Origin of the sequence: Streptomyces sp. NPDC057302 (assembly GCF_042667685.1) — a bacterium.
Classification (GTDB): domain Bacteria; phylum Actinomycetota; class Actinomycetes; order Streptomycetales; family Streptomycetaceae; genus Streptomyces.
This window is the reverse complement of the sequence record NZ_JBHUZJ010000003.1, coordinates 39,018-54,644: the sequence shown is the minus strand read 5'-3', so window position 1 is coordinate 54,644 and position 15,627 is coordinate 39,018. Positions and strand designations below refer to the sequence as shown.

General features: G+C 69.4%; 16 protein-coding genes and 1 pseudogene. 10 read left to right on the top strand and 7 right to left on the bottom strand.

The genetic code is table 11. The features are described from left to right. Positions 1-234: pseudogene (locus ACFUPX_RS03275) on the top strand (hypothetical protein); the annotation flags it as partial. An 8-nt stretch (positions 235-242) separates the two neighbouring features. Here the strand turns inward: ACFUPX_RS03275 and ACFUPX_RS03270 are convergent. Further along, on the bottom strand, positions 243-584 hold the full coding sequence (locus tag ACFUPX_RS03270; protein WP_383315039.1) for an SsgA family sporulation/cell division regulator: 342 nt from the start codon (positions 582-584) through the stop codon (positions 243-245). A gap of 199 nt (positions 585-783) precedes the next feature. On the opposite strand from ACFUPX_RS03270, the gene ACFUPX_RS03265 reads away from it, so the two are divergent. The 5 genes from ACFUPX_RS03265 to ACFUPX_RS03245 all read left to right on the top strand — a co-directional run bounded on the left by ACFUPX_RS03265 (position 784) and on the right by ACFUPX_RS03245 (position 5,440). Beyond that, a complete protein-coding gene (locus ACFUPX_RS03265; protein ID WP_383315036.1) occupies positions 784-1,857 on the top strand; it encodes an energy-coupling factor ABC transporter permease in 1,074 nt (357 codons plus the stop codon). A gap of 1 nt (position 1,858) precedes the next feature. After that, positions 1,859-2,620 carry a cobalt ECF transporter T component CbiQ gene (cbiQ, locus tag ACFUPX_RS03260; RefSeq protein ID WP_383315033.1) on the top strand — a complete coding sequence of 254 codons (762 nt, stop codon included), beginning with the start codon at positions 1,859-1,861 and terminating at the stop codon, positions 2,618-2,620. Continuing rightward, positions 2,608-3,375: an energy-coupling factor ABC transporter ATP-binding protein gene (locus tag ACFUPX_RS03255; RefSeq protein ID WP_383315030.1), complete on the top strand. Its 768-nt coding sequence runs from the start codon at positions 2,608-2,610 to the stop codon at positions 3,373-3,375. The genes cbiQ and ACFUPX_RS03255 overlap by 13 nt, the downstream gene beginning before the upstream one ends. A gap of 35 nt (positions 3,376-3,410) precedes the next feature. Further along, the gene (locus tag ACFUPX_RS03250; protein ID WP_383315707.1) at positions 3,411-4,574 is read left to right on the top strand and encodes a serine hydrolase domain-containing protein; all 1,164 of its coding nucleotides are present in this window, start codon (positions 3,411-3,413) and stop codon (positions 4,572-4,574) included. Positions 4,575-4,687: 113 nt separating this feature from the next. After that, positions 4,688-5,440: a hypothetical protein gene (locus ACFUPX_RS03245; protein ID WP_383315027.1), complete on the top strand. Its 753-nt coding sequence runs from the start codon at positions 4,688-4,690 to the stop codon at positions 5,438-5,440. 27 nt (positions 5,441-5,467) lie between these two features. On the opposite strand, the gene ACFUPX_RS03240 is transcribed toward ACFUPX_RS03245, so the two are convergent. Next, entirely contained in the window at positions 5,468-5,917 is a 450-nt protein-coding gene (locus ACFUPX_RS03240; RefSeq protein WP_383315024.1) for an ATP-binding protein, read from the bottom strand. 159 nt (positions 5,918-6,076) lie between these two features. On the opposite strand from ACFUPX_RS03240, the gene ACFUPX_RS03235 reads away from it, so the two are divergent. Together ACFUPX_RS03235 and ACFUPX_RS03230 are read left to right on the top strand one after the other, a co-directional pair. Then, positions 6,077-6,919 (top strand): Scr1 family TA system antitoxin-like transcriptional regulator, encoded by an 843-nt coding sequence (locus ACFUPX_RS03235; protein WP_383315021.1) that lies wholly within the window; start codon positions 6,077-6,079, stop codon positions 6,917-6,919. After that, entirely contained in the window at positions 6,916-7,161 is a 246-nt protein-coding gene (locus tag ACFUPX_RS03230; RefSeq protein ID WP_383315016.1) for a DUF397 domain-containing protein, read from the top strand. Before ACFUPX_RS03235 ends, ACFUPX_RS03230 begins: the two co-directional genes overlap by 4 nt. A gap of 13 nt (positions 7,162-7,174) precedes the next feature. Here ACFUPX_RS03230 and ACFUPX_RS03225 read toward each other — a convergent pair whose 3' ends face one another. The 5 genes from ACFUPX_RS03225 to ACFUPX_RS03205 all read right to left on the bottom strand — a co-directional run bounded on the left by ACFUPX_RS03225 (position 7,175) and on the right by ACFUPX_RS03205 (position 13,993). Next, positions 7,175-8,026, bottom strand: a complete 852-nt coding sequence (locus tag ACFUPX_RS03225) for an EamA family transporter (RefSeq protein WP_383315013.1) — start codon at positions 8,024-8,026, stop codon at positions 7,175-7,177. After that, positions 8,023-8,520 carry a YbaK/EbsC family protein gene (locus ACFUPX_RS03220; RefSeq protein ID WP_383315010.1) on the bottom strand — a complete coding sequence of 166 codons (498 nt, stop codon included), beginning with the start codon at positions 8,518-8,520 and terminating at the stop codon, positions 8,023-8,025. Before ACFUPX_RS03220 ends, ACFUPX_RS03225 begins: the two co-directional genes overlap by 4 nt. 106 nt (positions 8,521-8,626) lie before the next feature. Further along, positions 8,627-10,384, bottom strand: a complete 1,758-nt coding sequence (locus ACFUPX_RS03215; protein ID WP_383315007.1) for a penicillin-binding transpeptidase domain-containing protein — start codon at positions 10,382-10,384, stop codon at positions 8,627-8,629. Between the two features lie 87 nt (positions 10,385-10,471). Then, entirely contained in the window at positions 10,472-12,103 is a 1,632-nt protein-coding gene (locus ACFUPX_RS03210) for a penicillin-binding transpeptidase domain-containing protein (RefSeq protein ID WP_383315003.1), read from the bottom strand. Between the two features lie 150 nt (positions 12,104-12,253). Continuing rightward, a complete protein-coding gene (locus ACFUPX_RS03205; RefSeq protein ID WP_383315000.1) occupies positions 12,254-13,993 on the bottom strand; it encodes a dolichyl-phosphate-mannose--protein mannosyltransferase in 1,740 nt (579 codons plus the stop codon). A 62-nt stretch (positions 13,994-14,055) separates the two neighbouring features. Between ACFUPX_RS03205 and rsmI the strand changes: the two genes are divergently transcribed. Both rsmI and ACFUPX_RS03195 read left to right on the top strand, forming a co-directional pair. After that, positions 14,056-14,982, top strand: a complete 927-nt coding sequence (gene rsmI / locus ACFUPX_RS03200; protein ID WP_383314997.1) for a 16S rRNA (cytidine(1402)-2'-O)-methyltransferase — start codon at positions 14,056-14,058, stop codon at positions 14,980-14,982. Positions 14,983-15,177: 195 nt separating this feature from the next. Further along, on the top strand, positions 15,178-15,600 hold the full coding sequence (locus ACFUPX_RS03195) for a hypothetical protein (protein WP_383314992.1): 423 nt from the start codon (positions 15,178-15,180) through the stop codon (positions 15,598-15,600). The last annotated feature ends 27 nt before the right edge of the window (positions 15,601-15,627 follow it).

The window sequence follows — 15,627 nt, the reverse complement described above, 5'->3', positions numbered from 1 at the left end:
CGGGGGTGTCCCCCGGGAAGACGCAGCATCGGCTCCAGCGAGCAGATGGTCAAGATGATCGGCTTCGGCCTCGCGATCGCGGTCTTCTTCGACGCCTTCATCGTGCGCATGGCGCTGGTCCCGGCGGTCCTCGCGCTGCCGAACGTGGATGTCGAGGGTGAGGGGCTGCGTGACGCCGGTGAGGCGGGCGCGCAGGGGGCCTCGGACGAGGGCCGGGAGTTCGCCCGTGTCTGACGTGGGCGTCAGTGCGGGACGGGGGCGGTCGCGTACGTGCGGCGCAGGAAGCGGATGAGCGCCGAAGCGTCGAACTGCACGATCGCCACCCCCTGCGCCGAGTGGAACTCCAGGACCGTCTGGACCCGGCCGCAGGGCCATATGTGGACGTCGCCGCTGGTGGTGGGGGCCCGCATGCCCTGTTCGAGCAGCTGCCTCGCGAAGGTCCACTCGTGAGAACCAGGGAGGCCGATCCGCACCGACTGCGGGTCGGCCTCCGGGTCGTACCGGAGGACGGCGGGGACGGCGAGCTGGTCGTCAGGGGAGTCCGTGACGACGTGGGCGCGGGTGAACTGCTCTACTGCGGACATCGCCGAACTCCTCACCATCACATGCCTTCTGCCCTCTAATGTCCCATATATTCGGATTCTCGCTCCAGGGATTCGCAGATAACTGGGTATCCGGCGCTCTTGCAAGCCGTTCGCAACAAGGCACTATCATTGAACGGTTCACGAGCGGTCCGCTCGGTCCTCTTCCTGCTTTCTTCCTGTCCTGCCCAGGAGCGCGCGCATGCATGTCCCCGACGGATTCATCAACGCACCCGTCTCCGCCGCCACCGGGGTCATCGCCGCCGGCGCGGTAGCCGTCAGCCTCCGCGGCGCACGGCGCGAACTGGACGAACGGACCGCGCCCCTCGCCGGGCTCGTGGCCGCGTTCATCTTCGCGGTGCAGATGCTGAACTTCCCGGTCGCCGCCGGCACCAGCGGCCACCTGCTCGGCGGAGCCCTCGCCGCGATACTCGTCGGCCCCTACACAGGGGTCCTGTGCGTCTCCGTCGTCCTGCTGATGCAGGGCGTGCTCTTCGCCGACGGCGGCCTGACCGCGCTCGGCGTGAACATCACGGACATGGCGATCGTCACGACCGTCGTGGCCTATCTCATCTTCCGCGGCCTGGTGAAGGTGCTCCCGCGCTCCCGCCGCTCCATCACCGTCTCCTCCTTCGTCGCCGCGCTGATCTCCGTGCCCGCCGCCGCGGTCGCCTTCACGTTCCTCTACGCGCTCGGCGGCACCACCGACGTCTCCCTCGGCAAGGTCGCCACGGCGATGATCGGCGTGCACGTCCTGATCGGCATCGGCGAGGCGGCCATCACCGCGCTCACCGTCGGCGCCGTCATCGCGGTCCGCCCCGACCTCGTGTACGGCGCCCGCGGCCTGACCCAGAAGCTCAAGCTCCGGGTCGGCGGCGAACTGGTCGACGTCCCCGCCGAGGAGCCCGTGCCCGCACCCGTCGCCGCACGCTCGCACCGCAAGGTGTGGATCGCGGGCCTGATCACCTCCCTGGTCCTCGCGGGCTTCGTCAGCTTCTACGCCTCCGCGAACCCCGACGGCCTGGAGAAGGTCGCCCACGACAAGGGCATCGACAAGAAGGCCGAGGAGCACGCCACGTCGGACTCCCCGCTCGCCGACTACGGGGTCAAGGACATCACCGACACCCGCCTCTCCGGCGGCCTCGCGGGCGTGATCGGCGTCGGCGTCACCGTCGTCGCGGGTTCGGGGATCTTCTGGGCGCTGCGCCGCCGCCGTACGACGGACGCGGGCCCGGCCGCCACGGACTCCGTCTCCGAGATCTCCGAGAAAGCCTGACATGGGAGCGGGCCACGCCCACCGGCTCTACCGGCACGGCCACTCCCCGGTGCACGCGCTGCCCCCGCACACCAAGCTCGCGGCGGTCTTCTGCTTCGTGGTCGTGGTGGTCTCCACCCCGCGCGAGGCGATGTGGGCGTTCGCGCTGTACGCGGTGCTGCTCGGCACGGTGGCCCACGCCTCCCGCGTCCCGCTCCCCTTCCTCCTCAAGCGGCTGCTCATCGAGGTCCCGTTCGTGGCGTTCGCGGTGCTCATGCCGTTCGTGGCGGAGGGCGAGCGCGTCGACGTACTCGGCATGTCCCTGAGCGTGAACGGCCTCTGGGGCGCCTGGAACGTCCTGGCCAAGGGCACCCTCGGCGTCGCGGCGTCCGTGCTGCTGGCCTCCACCACCGAACTGCGCTCGCTGCTCCTGGGCCTCCAGCGCCTGAAGCTGCCGCCGCTGCTCGTCCAGATCGCCTCGTTCATGATCCGCTACGGCGACGTGATCACGGACGAGATGCGCCGCATGAAGATCGCCCGTGAGTCGCGCGGCTTCGAGGCGCGGGGCGTACAGCAGTGGGGCGTCCTCGCGAAGTCCGCGGGCGCGCTCTTCATCCGCTCGTACGAGCGGGGCGAGCGGGTGCACCTGGCCATGGTCAGCCGGGGCTACGCCGGTTCGATGCCGGTGATCGACGAGGTCACCGCCTCGCGTGCACAGTGGACGTACGCCTTCGCCCTGCCGGGCGCCGCTCTTGTCGTCTGCCTGCTGGGATGGACCCTGTGACTACTGCTCCCGCCTCTCTGGACGTCTCGGGCCTCGCGTTCGCCTACCCCGACGGGCACCAGGCGCTCTTCGGCGTCGACATGACGGTCGGCCGCGGCGAGCGCGTCGCGCTGCTCGGCCCCAACGGCGCGGGCAAGACGACGCTCGTCCTGCACCTGAACGGCATCCTGACGGGCGGCGCGGGCACGGTCACCGTCGCGGGCCTGCCCGTCGGCAAGAAGCACATGGCGGAGATCCGGCGAAGGGTCGGCATCGTCTTCCAGGACCCCGACGACCAGCTCTTCATGCCGACGGTGCGGGAGGACGTGGCGTTCGGCCCGGCGGCGGCGGGAATGCGCGGCCCCGAACTGGAGGCACAGGTCCACAAGGCGCTCTCGCAGGTGGGAATGGCGGAGTTCGCGGACCGCCCCCCGCACCACCTCTCCTTCGGCCAGCGCAGGCGGGTCGCGGTGGCGACGGTCCTCGCGATGGAGCCGGAGATCCTCGTCCTGGACGAGCCGTCCTCGAACCTGGACCCCGCATCGCGCCGCGAACTGGCCGACATCCTGCGCTCGTTGGACGTGACGGTCCTGATGGTCACGCACGACCTGCCGTACGCACTCGAACTCTGCCCCCGGGCCCTGATCCTGAGCGAGGGAGTGATCGCGGCGGACGGCCCGACGGGAGACCTCCTCGCGGACGACGACCTGATGGGCGCGCACCGCCTTGAACTGCCGTTCGGCTTCGATCCGAAGACGGCGAAGGTGAACCGGTAGGGAATCCATGGCGGTGGGTGGCTGTTGGCTCCGTCATGGATGTCGATGTGCGCGGCACGGTCGCCGAGGGTTTTGAGCCGGTCCGAGACGCTTTCGTCCGCAACTTCCGTGAGCTCGGTGAGCAGGGCGCGGCGGTCGCGGTCTACCGGGACGGGCGGCCGGTCGTGGACCTGTGGGGCGGCACGGAGTCGTTCGACGGGGGCGGGACGTGGGAGCGCGGGACCGCGCAGATCGTCCGCTCGGCCACCAAGGGCGTGGCCGCCGCCGTCCTGCTCCTGCTGCACCAGCGCGGGAAGCTGGACCTGGACGCGCCCGTCGGCGCCTACTGGCCGGAGTTCAAGGCGCGGGGCAAGGAGGGTGCGCTGGTCCGGGACCTGCTCGCGCACCGGGCGGGAGTGCCCGCGCTCGACGTCCCGCTGACACCCGCCCAGGCTGCGGACCCCGACTTCGCCGCCGCCGCGGTCGCCGCGCGGACCCCCGCGTGGGAGCCCGGCACGGACCACGGCTACCACGCCCAGACGTACAGCTGGCTGACCGGGGAGCTGGTGCGGCGGGTGACGGGGCGGTCGATGGGGGAGTGGGTGGCCTCGGAGGTTGCCGGGCCGCTCGGCCTCGACCTGTGGGTCGGGCTTCCCCCTGCCGAGGAGGGGCGGGTCGGGAGGATCGGGCGCATCGCGGCGCCCGAGGCTCCGGGGGGTCTGAAGATCCGCCCCCGCCGGAACGTGGCCGAGGCGTACGCCGATCCCGACTCGCTCACGCAGCGGGCGTTCGGCGCGATCACTCCCTCGCCGGACGAGAACGACCCGGCGTACCGGGCGGCGGTCCTCCCGGCCTCGAACGGCATCGCGACGGCCGCGTCACTGGCGCGGTTCTACGCCTCGCTGATCGGTGAAGTCGAGGGCGGGGTGCGGTTGTTCACCCCGGAGACGGTGGAGCTGGCGCGGGGTGAGGTGTCCGCGGGGGCGGACCGGGTGCTGGTCGTGAACACGCGCTTCGGGCTCGGCTACATGCTGCACGGTGGGGCTTCCCCGCTGCTGGGGGCCGGGTCCTTCGGGCATCCCGGGCGCGGGGGTGCGCTCGGCTTCGCCGATCCGGAGTCGGGGGTGGGGTTCGGGTACGTGACCAATGGGATGAACAAGGGGGTTACTGCGGATCCTCGGGCTCAGGGGTTGGTGCGGGTAGTGAGGGGGTTGCTGTAGGGGGCTTTGTCCCCTCTCTTACCTCCGCTGACGCGGGGCCATGCTTGCCGGCTGACAAGCGGTGATCCTCGCGGTACACCAGTAAGGACAGTCGGCGCGGCAGGGGGCTCCCTATGTCAAAACAGTTCCCAAAGAAGCAGCGAGAACTGAAATCCAACGAAGAGTCGTCCCTTACATTTCCGAGGAAATATGGAGAATCGCTCTTACGTCGCGAGTCAACCTCGGTGAGTGGTACCCCGGCGGAAGCAGGCCTAGCGTTCAACGAAACAGCCTTGTGGTGGCCCAATGAAGGTGCATCCTTCAAAGTCGAAACGGTAGATGAGCGGCAGCTTGGCGACAGGTTCAAGCGCCTGGCCGATCTCTCGGACGGTAAATATCTATCGGTTGGTGGAGCGTCGATACCTATCGCTCTCACGCTCGGATCATTCCAGGTGGACCCTGTCGCAGTGACAGTAGGTGCCATCTTGGCCAGCGCCTCGATAGAGTTCAGTAAGTCGTTCCTCCAAGAAGCTGCCCGCGACTGCTTCCAGGTAGTTAAAGGTCGGGCTTCCACCTCCGGGTCCGACCCTTTCGCCAGGTGTGAATCCATTCTGAAGAAGAAGATCAACCTACCGGGTGCGGATGCCCCGAGTTGGACTTTGGAGAGTGTTGTCTTCAAGAATTCGAGTGGATCTTCCATTCATCTGGACAAGGGTACTTCGGTACGCGGATTCGAAACCCTGGCAGGGCTGACTTTCGATACCCTTCCGGGTGAATTCGAGATTCACTGGTTCTCGGTAGGTGCTGTTTGGCTTGCGCTTTCTTGCGGGGATGCGTACACGTGGGTTAACGGCGCATGGGTGCTGCTGACTCAGTCGCACCCATAGAAATGGCTCGCGTCCGCCCAGGCGTGATCAGTGATAACGCAGGTCCAGCTCGGCGCGGACTGTCTTGCCGACGGGCAGGCGGTCCAGGACGGCCCACCGGTCGGCCAGCGCCTCGACGAGAAGAAGCCCTCGCCCCCCGTCCGCACCGGCCGGGGGAACGTCGACGGTGCCCGGCCCGTCGGGCCGACGTTCGCCGCGCGGGTCCGACACGTCGATGCGGAGGGTGTGTGCGCAGAGGCTGAGCCGCACCTCGAAGTCACGGCCGGGTACGCGGCCGTGGGTGACGGCGTTGGCGGCCAGCTCGGCGACGAGCAGCGCGGCGGTGTCCGAGGCGTCGGAGTCGTACGGGATGCCCCAGGCGTCCAGCCGGTGCACGGCGAGATGCCGGGCGAGACGCGCACCACGCGGAGTGGAGCTGAACCGCTGGGCGAACACACGCACGGTAACGGTCACTTGGGGAGTCGGGCTGACTGTCATGGCATCAAGGTGGCCGCTTGTGGGTTCAGCGTGCCAGGTCAGCCACTCGTACTCTGCGTGAGAGTACTAGTACGGATAGTGGACAGGGGTGGCAACTGTCCGTAACCATAAGTGGGTTGGCGGTGAGTCGCGGGGCGAGCGCAACGGAGGTGTCCTCACATGACGGACGATGCGGGCGGGGCGCAGGGCTGCGGTGAGCCGGAGGTGTCGGACAGTCTGCGGACGTTCGGCGAAGTCCTCAAGGCCTTCCGCAAACGGGCGGGCCTGACTCAGGAGGAGTTCGCCGAGCTGGTCGGGTACTCGGTCCAGACGGTCGCCAAGATCGAGCAGGGCCGCCGCTTTCCGCAGCCGGACTTCGTGGAGCGGGCCGAGGAGACTCTGGACGCGTTCGGCGCGCTACGGGGTGCGGCGCGGCATCTGTCCCGGCAGCCGGGGCTGGCCAGTTGGTTCCGGCAGTGGGCGAAGTTCGAGGCGGAGGCGGTCACTCTGTGGACCTACGAGTGCCGAGTCATTCCGGGGTTGCTGCAGACGGAGTCATACGCACGGGCAGTGACCGTCAGCGTCCCTCCGGTCAAGGATGGCGAGCAAGTCGACAAGCAGGTGGTGGCCCGCCTGGAACGTCAGAGGCTCTTTCAGCGACGACCGCCGATCACGTTCAGCTTCATCATTGAGCAGGCGTTGATCGAGCGTCGCACCGGCGGGCCAGAGGCGACACGAGAGCTGATCGACCATCTGCTGGAGCGGGCAGGGCAGTTCAACGTCGAGTTCCAGGTCATGCCGTTGCTGCAACCGGATCACGCGGGGTTCGATGGGCCGTTGCGGGTGCTGGAGACGGCTGACAACAAGTGGTTCGGCTATGCCGAAGGGCAGCGCGGAGGCTTGCTGATCACTGACCCCAAAGAGGTCAGCATCATGCTTCAGCGCTATGCGAGACTGCGCTCACAGGCTCTCACCCCCGAGGACTCCAAGGGCCTGTTGAAGCGGATGCGAGGAGCGCTATGAACACGTCCGATCTGGCTTGGTTCAAGAGCAGCTACAGCGGCTCCGACGGCGACGACTGCGTCGAAGTCGCCCTCTCCTGGTGGAAGTCCAGCTACAGCAGCGGCAGCGACGGAGACTGCGTCGAGGTGGCTCGTTGCCCTTCGACCGTCCACGTGCGGGACTCCAAGGTGCACCAGAGTCCCCAGTTCGCCGTCGCCGCAGATGCGTGGCAGAGCTTCCTCTCGTACGCGGCCCAGGACTGACGCCGCGCCCGCCCTACCCCGCGTGCAGCATCAAGCCGATGCCCGCCACCATCAGCCCTGCCGCCACGAGCCTCGGCGCCCCGAACTTCTCCTTGAAGAAGATCGCGCCTATCGCCGCGCCGACGATGATCGACGACTCCCGCAGCGCCGAGATGGGCGCCAGGTCCGCCTTCGTCTGGGCCCACAGGACCAGGCCGTACGCGGCCACCGACAGGGCCGCGCCGAGCAGGCCCACCGCCGCGAACGGGCGCAGGCGGGCCACGAAAGCCCCGCGCCAGCGGTACGCCGCGTACAGCGGGATGGCGAGGCCTTCCATGATCATTAGCCAGGCGATGTAGCCCATCGAGGAGCCGGAGGCGCGGACGCCGAGGCCGTCCACCACCGTGTACGCCGCGATCGAGACGCCCGTCGCGAGGGCCGCTCCGATCGCCGTCCAGTCGGGGCGTCGGCCCGATCCTCGTATGCCCCACAGGGCGAGGCCCGTCAGGCCCGCGCAGGAGACCGCGACGCCCGCCGCCTGCCAGCCGTCGGGGATCTCGCCCGCGAAGACGGCGGCGAGGACGGTGACCACCAGTGGCGCCGTGCCGCGTGCGATCGGGTACGCCTGGCCGAAGTCGCCGAGCTTGAAGGACTTCATGAGCAGGGCGTAGTAGCCGACGTGGATCACCGCGGAGACGATCAAGTACGGCCACGCCCCGGCGGCCGGCATCGACGCGAACGGGGCGATGAGCAGGCCGATCAGGAGCCCGCCGCCGGAGATGAGGGTGAAGCCGACCAGTTTGTCCGTGATGTGGTGCGCGATCGCGTTCCAGCTCGCGTGCGTGACGGCGGCCAGCAGGACCGCCGCCGTGACCAGCGGCGTCACTTGGCGAGCTCGCGCACGTCCACCAGGGTGCCGTTCGCGTGGGCGATCAGGTCCTTGGGTGCCATGGGGAAGACCGCGTACGGAGTGCCCGCCGCCGCCCACACCACCTCGTGGGCGAGCAGGGAGCGGTCCGCGAGGACGCGCGTCTTCGTCGCGTGGCCGAAGGGCGGTACGCCGCCGATCGCGTACCCCGTGGTCTCCCGGACGACGTCCGCCTTCGCGCGCGTCACCTTCGCCGCGCACAACTCCCACCGCACGAGCTCCAGGTCGACCCGCGAGGCGCCGTCCATCAGGACCAGGACCGGGACGCCGTCCGCCGCGAAGATCAGTGACTTGCAGATCTGGCTCAGCTCACAGCCGATGGCCGCGGCGGCCTCCTGGGCGGTGCGGGCTCCCTCCGGGAAGCTGCGGACCTCTGAGATCAGCTCGCCGAGGCCCAGCCGGCGCGCGGCCTCGGCGAAACGGGGGCTGGCGGGGGAATCTGTAGCGCTCATGCCCGGCACGCTAGCTGTCCGTGTACCGGGCACGCGACCGTGTATTCGCATGCCGGACAACCCGTACCGAGGAGAGCGGCTGCTTGTCCCCGGCTGCCTGTCCCGACTACTTGTCCGCCAGGAACATCGCCCGCACCAGCGGCCCCGCCGAGTCGCCGCCGTGGCCGCCCTGCTGCACCACCGCTCCCGCGGCCAGATCGCCGCGGTACGCCGTGAACCAGCCGTTGGGCTTCTTCTGGCCGTCGACCTCCGCGGAACCCGTCTTCGCGCCCATGTCGGAGCCGAGCCCGGACATGGGCTCCACCGCCGTGCCCGCGACCGCCGTGTAGTGCATCAGATCGCGCAGAGCTGAAGCCGTCGCGCCCGACATCTTGCGCGGGGCGGTCGCCGGCGTGCGCTTGTCGACGTCCGGGGAGACCAGGTACGGCTGCTTGAAACCGCCCGACTTCACCGTGGCCGCCACCGACGCCATGTTCAGCGGGTTCATGCGGACCCCGCCCTGCCCGATCAGCGACGCCCCCATCTGCGCGTCGCTCTGCACCGGGACCGCGCCGTCGAAGGACGGGGCGCCGATGGACCAGTTGTCGCGGCCCAGACCGAAGACCTCCTGGGCCTGCTTGGTCAGGGAGTCGTTCTGGAGCTTCTTGGCCTGGCTGATGAAAGCCGTGTTGCAGGACCGGGCGAAGCTCGCGCGGAACGTGCCGTCCTTGATCTGGAACTTGTCGTCGTTCTGGAACTTCCAGCCGCCGTACGTCACGTACTTCGGGCACGGATGCTTCTTGTCGACGCCCGCGAGCTTCTTCTCCAGAAGCAGGGACGACGTGATGACCTTCATCGTCGAGCCGGGGGCGAGCGAACCCTGGAAGGCCGTGTTGAAGCCGCTGGGGTTGGAGTTGGCCGCCGCCAGGATCTCGCCCGTGCTCGGCTTCACCAGGACCACCGACGCCTGCTTGCGCTTGCCGGTCTCCTTCTCCGCCGCCGCCTGGAGCGTGGGGTCGAAGGTCGTCTTCAGGGTGCCGGGAGTGCCGGGGGAGAGCGTGAGCAGCGTCTTGTCGGGCGTCGCCTTGTCGTCGTCCTTCGACGTCGCCGACTTCTCGGCCGCCTTCGCGCTGTTCTTGCGTACGACGCGCAGCTCGACGCCCGCGGTGCCGCCGGCCTTCTCGCCGAACTTCTCGCGCATGCTGTCCAACACCGTGCCCAGCGAGGGGTACTTCGCCTTGGTCAGCTCGCCGCCGTCCCGGTCCACCGCCTTGATCGGCGGGTCCCCGGCCTCACCGGTGACCAGACGGTCGCCGTCCTTCAGGTCCGGGTGGACGACGGAGGGCTGCCAGCCGACCAGCGTCCTGCCGTCGTGCTTCCTGCGCACCACGGTGAGCTCGGACCCGTAGGCGAAGGGCTTGCTCTTTCCCTCGTACGAGACCGTGGACGTCACCGAGAACGGCACCTTGGCGCCCGCCCGCTTGCCCGGCGCCAGCTTCACCTTGGTGAGGTGGGAGTCCTTGGCGTACGCGGTGAGCGCGGTCTTCGCCGCCGTCCGGTCGTCCGTGAGCGCCGCGGCCTTCGCCACGTCGCCCTTCTCCCATGCGGCGAGGAAGCCCTGCGTGGTGGCGCGGACCTCGGCGGCCGTCGGCGGGCCCGAGGCCACCGGCTTCTCGTCGACCGTCCCGTCGCCGTCACCGGACGAGCCGCCGCCGATCAGGCTGTACGCGGCGATTCCCACGCCGCACACGACCACGGCGGCGGCGCCGCCGAGCACCCCGGGGTGCACCTTGGCGCTCTTCGCGCCCGGTGCGCCCGGCGTGACCGGTCTGCCCGTGATGTTCTTGATGCCCTTGCGCTCGCTGGCGCGCCCTCGCTTGCCCACTGACCCTCCGCAGATCCCAGAGCCCCCAAGCTCTGCACCGGAAGGCCCCACACTAGGGGGCTTTCATGAAGCCCCCGACCAATCACCTCAACTGCCTGCGGCAAGTACCGCCGCCACGATAGGGCCCGCCGTATCCCCTCCGTGGCCGCCTTCCTGGACCACCGCGGCGGCCGCCACGTCCGTGCGGTAGCCCGTGAACCAGCTGTCCGGCCGCTCCTGGCCCTGGACCTCCGCCGAGCCCGTCTTGGCGCCGATGCTGCCGCTGAGCCCTGCCATGGCACGGGCGCCGGTGCCGCTGACCGCCGTGCGGTTCATCATCCGGCGCAGCTGCTGGACGGTGGACGCGGGCAGGCCGTCCGCCTGCGCCAGTTCACGGTCGTCCAGGCTCTGGGGGACGATGACCGGCTGCCGGAAGGACCCCGTCATCGCGGTCGCCGTGACCGACGCCATGTTGAGCGGGTTCAGCTGCACCTGGCCCTGGCCGATCATGTTCATCGCCCGGTCGCCGCCACCGGACGCCGGGACCGAGCCGTCGGTCGTCACGACGCCCACCTTCCAGTCGAGCCCCAGGCCGAACCGGTTCTGGGCCTCCTCGGTGAGCGACTCGTCCGTGATGCCGTCCTCGTCGACCAGCTTCACGAACGCGGTGTTGCAGGAGCGCGCGAAGCTGTCCTCCAGCGTCGCCTTCTCGTTCGGGGCCAGGCCCGGGAGGTTGCCGACGGTGGTGCTCTGCCAGGTCGCGGTCTCCGGGCAGGGAGCGGGGCTGCCCGCCTTCGTCACGCCCTTGTCGATGAGCATCGCCGCCGAGACGATCTTCATCGTCGAGCCGGGCGCCAGCTTGCCCTCGAACGCCGCGTTGAACTCGTCCTTCCGGTGGTTGGCCACCGCGAGGACCTCGCCGGAACTCGGCTGCACGGCGACCACCGAGGAGTTCGCGTGCTGCGCCACCGCCTTCTCGGCGGCGCGCTGCGCGGGCGCGCTCAGCGTCGTCCTCAGCCGGCCCGCCTTGCCCTTGGCGAGCGTGAGGAGCGTCTCGGTGCCCGCGTCCTCGTCCGCGTGCTGGACGTAGAGCTCGACGCCGGGAGTGCCGCCCGCCTTGTCGCCGTACTTGGCGCGCAGTTGGTCCAGGACCGGGCCCAGCGAGGGGTAGTCCTTCTTGTCCAAAACCGTGCCGTGCCGGTCGACGGCCTGGAGGGCGGGCGCGGCGGCCTCGCCGGTCTCCAGGGTGTCGTCCCGCTTCAGGTCCGGGTGGATGACCGAGGGCTCCCAGTCGACGAGCGCGCGTCCCGTGGTCTTGCCCCGGACGACGGTCAGTTCCGACTCGTACGCGAAAGGCTTGGTCTTTCCCTCGTACGACACCGTCGCCTCGACCGAGAACGGCACGGTGGCGCCGGTGGCCTTGCCCGGCGCGATCTTCACCTTCGTCAGGTGGGCGTCGTCGCGGTAACCGGTCAGGATCGCCGATGCCACTTCCGCGTTGTTCGTGTACTCCCCGGCGCCCTTGGCGTCGCCCTTGGCCCACGCGGCGAAGAACTTCTCCGTCGTCTCGCCGATCTCGCGGCTCGTCGGCGGCCCCGCCTTCACCGTCGAGGGGCCCGCCCCCGACGAACCGCCCGCCCCGGTCACGCCGTTCACCAAGTTGTACGCGCCGTATCCGGCGCCCCCGACCATGACGGCGAACACCCCGCCGACCAGAGTGACCTTTACCCCTTTGCGCATTCCGCGCCCCCTCCCCAGGAGCCCTCCCGAATGCGTTCGGGAGGGTGGTTCGCACCGAACCTTAAGCGGAGGAGGTGACGTGTGAGGGAGCTGTTATCCGAAGGTGTCCTAGATGCCCACTACAGCCAGATGCCCGGACCCGCGTGATGTCTAGACCCACGTGTCCAGGAGCATGCGGGCCCGCCAGGAATCGATGGGAATGGCTTGGCCGGTGTAAATCGGCCAGAACCAGATGAAGTTCCAGAGGATCAGGAGCACCAGGACTCCCGACGCCGCGGCGCCCACGACCCTGCGCCGCTCACTGGACCCCGGCGGACCCAGGATCGCGCCGATCATCATCGCCACGGCCAGGCAGAGGAACGGCACGAAGACGACGGCGTAGAAGAAGAAGATCGTCCGCTCCTGGTACATGAACCACGGCAGATAACCCGCCGCGATCCCGCACACGATCGCCCCCGCACGCCAGTCCCTGCGGAACACCCACCGCCACAGCACGTAGAGCAGCGCGAACGCCCCCGCCCACCACAGCATCGGCGTACCGAGAGCGAGGACCTCGCGGGCGCACTTCTCCGCGGTGCCCGCGGGGCAGCCGTCCTTGCCGGGCAGCGGTGACTCGTAGAAGTACGAGACGGGGCGGCCGTCGACGATCCAGCTCCACGGGTTCGACTGGTAGGTGTGCGGCGAGGAGAGCCCCACATGGAAGTCGTACACCGCGTGTTCGTAGTGCCACAGGCTGCGCAGCCAGTCCGGCAGCAGCGTCCAGGAGCCGCCCTTGCCGTCCGTCGCCGCCCAGTCGCGGTAGTAGCCGCCCGTGCCGTCGGTCGGGGAGAGGACCCAGCCGAGCCAGGACAGGACGTACGTACCGATCGCGACCGGCACCGTCGAGACGAACGCCGGGAAGACGTCCCGCTTCAAGGCCGCGAGGTAGGGGCGCTCGGCGCCCGCGACGCGGCGGCTGCCGACGTCCCACAGGACGGTCATCAAGCAGAAGAAGACCATGATGTACAGGCCGTTCCACTTGGTCCCGAACGCGAGCCCCAGGCAGAGACCGGCCGCCCACCGCCAGGGCCGCCACCCCAGGCGCAGCGTCTCGGCGACGTACGCGTCGGGGCGGACGATGCCGTCCCCGTCCGTGGGCAGCGCGGCCGCGAGCCTCTCCCGCGCCTTGTCCCGGTCGATCAGGAAGCAGCCGAACGCGGCGAGCACGAAGAACATCAGGACCTGGTCGAGCAGCGCGGTGCGGCTCATCACGAAGTGCAGCCCGTCCACCGCGAGCAGCCCGCCCGCCAGACAGCCCAGGAACGTCGAGCGGAAGAGCCGGCGCCCGATCCGGCAGAGCATCAGGACCGACAGGGTGCCGAGCACCGCCGTCATGAAGCGCCAGCCGAAGGGATCGAAGCCGAAGATCCACTCACCGATGCCGATGACGTACTTGCCGACCGGCGGATGCACCACGTACGCGGCGTCCGTGGGGACCGTGATGCTCGATCCCTGCTCCAGGACGGTGTCGTTGACCTTCTCCGGCCAGTTGACCTCGAAGCCCCGGTGGATCAGCGCCCAGGCGTCCTTCGCGTAGTACGTCTCGTCGAATATCACGGCCTTGGGGTTGCCGAGATTCCAGAACCGGGTGATCCCGGCGACGAGCGTGATCAGCAGCGGTCCGATCCACCCGGACCACCGGACCAGCAGGGCGGCGTACCGCTTGGGCACGCCGATCGTCGCCCACAGCCGCGGGCCCGGTTCGGTGTACGCGGGCACGAGCCGGGCCCGGACATCGGTGGTGGGCCGCGCCACGTAACCGAAGCGGCGCAGCCTGTGCTGCCACGACGGCTGCTGCTCCTCGGCTGCCTGGCCCTGGCGGGTGTCCGGGGAAGACGCGGTACTGGTCACCGCGCCATCGTAGGGAACCCGACTGTGTGAGTCCCGCTCCCGGCCCCTGCGAGGATGGATCCGTGACAGGAAGCGCAGATTCTCCCAGCAGCCGGCCTCCCGGAAACCCGTCCACCGGAACCCTCGTCCTCGCGGGCACGCCCATCGGCGATGTCGCGGACGCCCCGCCGCGGCTCGCCGCCGAGCTCGGATCGGCCGACGTCGTGGCCGCCGAGGACACCCGGCGGCTGCGCAGGCTCACCCAGGCGCTCGGCGTGCAGGTGGGCGGGCGGGTCGTCTCGTACTTCGAGGGCAACGAGACCGCGCGGACGCCCGAACTGGTCGAGGCCCTGGTCGGCGGGGCGCGGGTGCTGCTCGTGACCGATGCCGGGATGCCGTCGGTGTCCGACCCCGGGTACCGCCTCGTGGCCGCCGCCGTGGAGAAGGACATCCGGGTCACGGCCGTGCCGGGACCGTCCGCCGTGCTCACCGCGCTCGCCCTCTCGGGCCTTCCGGTGGACCGTTTCTGCTTCGAGGGGTTCCTGCCGCGCAAGGCGGGCGAGCGGCTCTCGCGGCTGCGCGAGGTGGCCGAGGACCGTCGCACTCTCGTCTACTTCGAGGCACCGCACCGGATCGACGACACCCTCCTCGCGATGGCCGAGGCGTTCGGCGACGAACGCAGGGCGGCCGTCTGCCGCGAGCTGACCAAGACGTACGAAGAGATCAAGCGCGGTCCGCTGAAGGAGCTCGCGGAGTGGGCGGCCGACGGAGTACGCGGGGAGATCACCGTCGTCGTCGAGGGCGCACCGGAGAAAAGCCCTGGTGAGCTGGGTCCCGAGGAGCTGGTGCGCAGGGTGCGGGTGCGCGAGGAGGCGGGGGAGCGACGCAAGGAGGCGATCGCCGCCGTCGCGGCCGATGCGGGGCTACCCAAGCGGGACGTATTCGATGCGGTCGTGGCGGCAAAGAATGCGGCTCAGGCCGCCCCATCGGACGGCAAAGGACTATCGTAAAAGGCAAAGTGCGGGCCGCGCACCGGGCCTGAAGGCTATGGAAAGGCCAAATCGCCTTCAACTGTCGACAGGTCTGATGCGCCCACTCCGGGAAAGGCGTCCACTGGTCAAAGGGGACGCACCCGTCCCCACGCTTCCGGTCGGGAGGAGAACCCCGGCACGGCAGCGCTTGTCCAGCGGACAAGAGGAGCTGGCATGAGTGAAATCGCCGACACCGGTCACCACACCACGGCGTCCAACGCGATATCCAAGACAAACACCGTTCACGAGTCGTACGCCTTCGCCTGTATGCGGTGCGGGCACGGTTGGGAACAGTCGTACGAGATCGAGCATCACGTGGACGGCAAGGGCAAGGAATTCGTGATGTACGTGGCGGACGGCCTGCATGTGCCGTCGCCTTTGACCCGGCCGACGTGCCTGAACTGCGACGGGCACGTCGTACGGATCATGCGGGCGGGGCAGGTGTCGTCGGTGCTCGATCTGATGCAGCGGCATCACGCGCCGCGGGTGGCGGCCAAGTCCGACGCCGGGGCCGAAGCGGCCGAGCCCCGTGAGCCCAAGCACCACTGGCATCTGTCGGCGCTGCTGCATCCCTTCCACCACCGCAAGGCGGGATGATGCCCGTTTCGGCAGGCCGACGCCCCC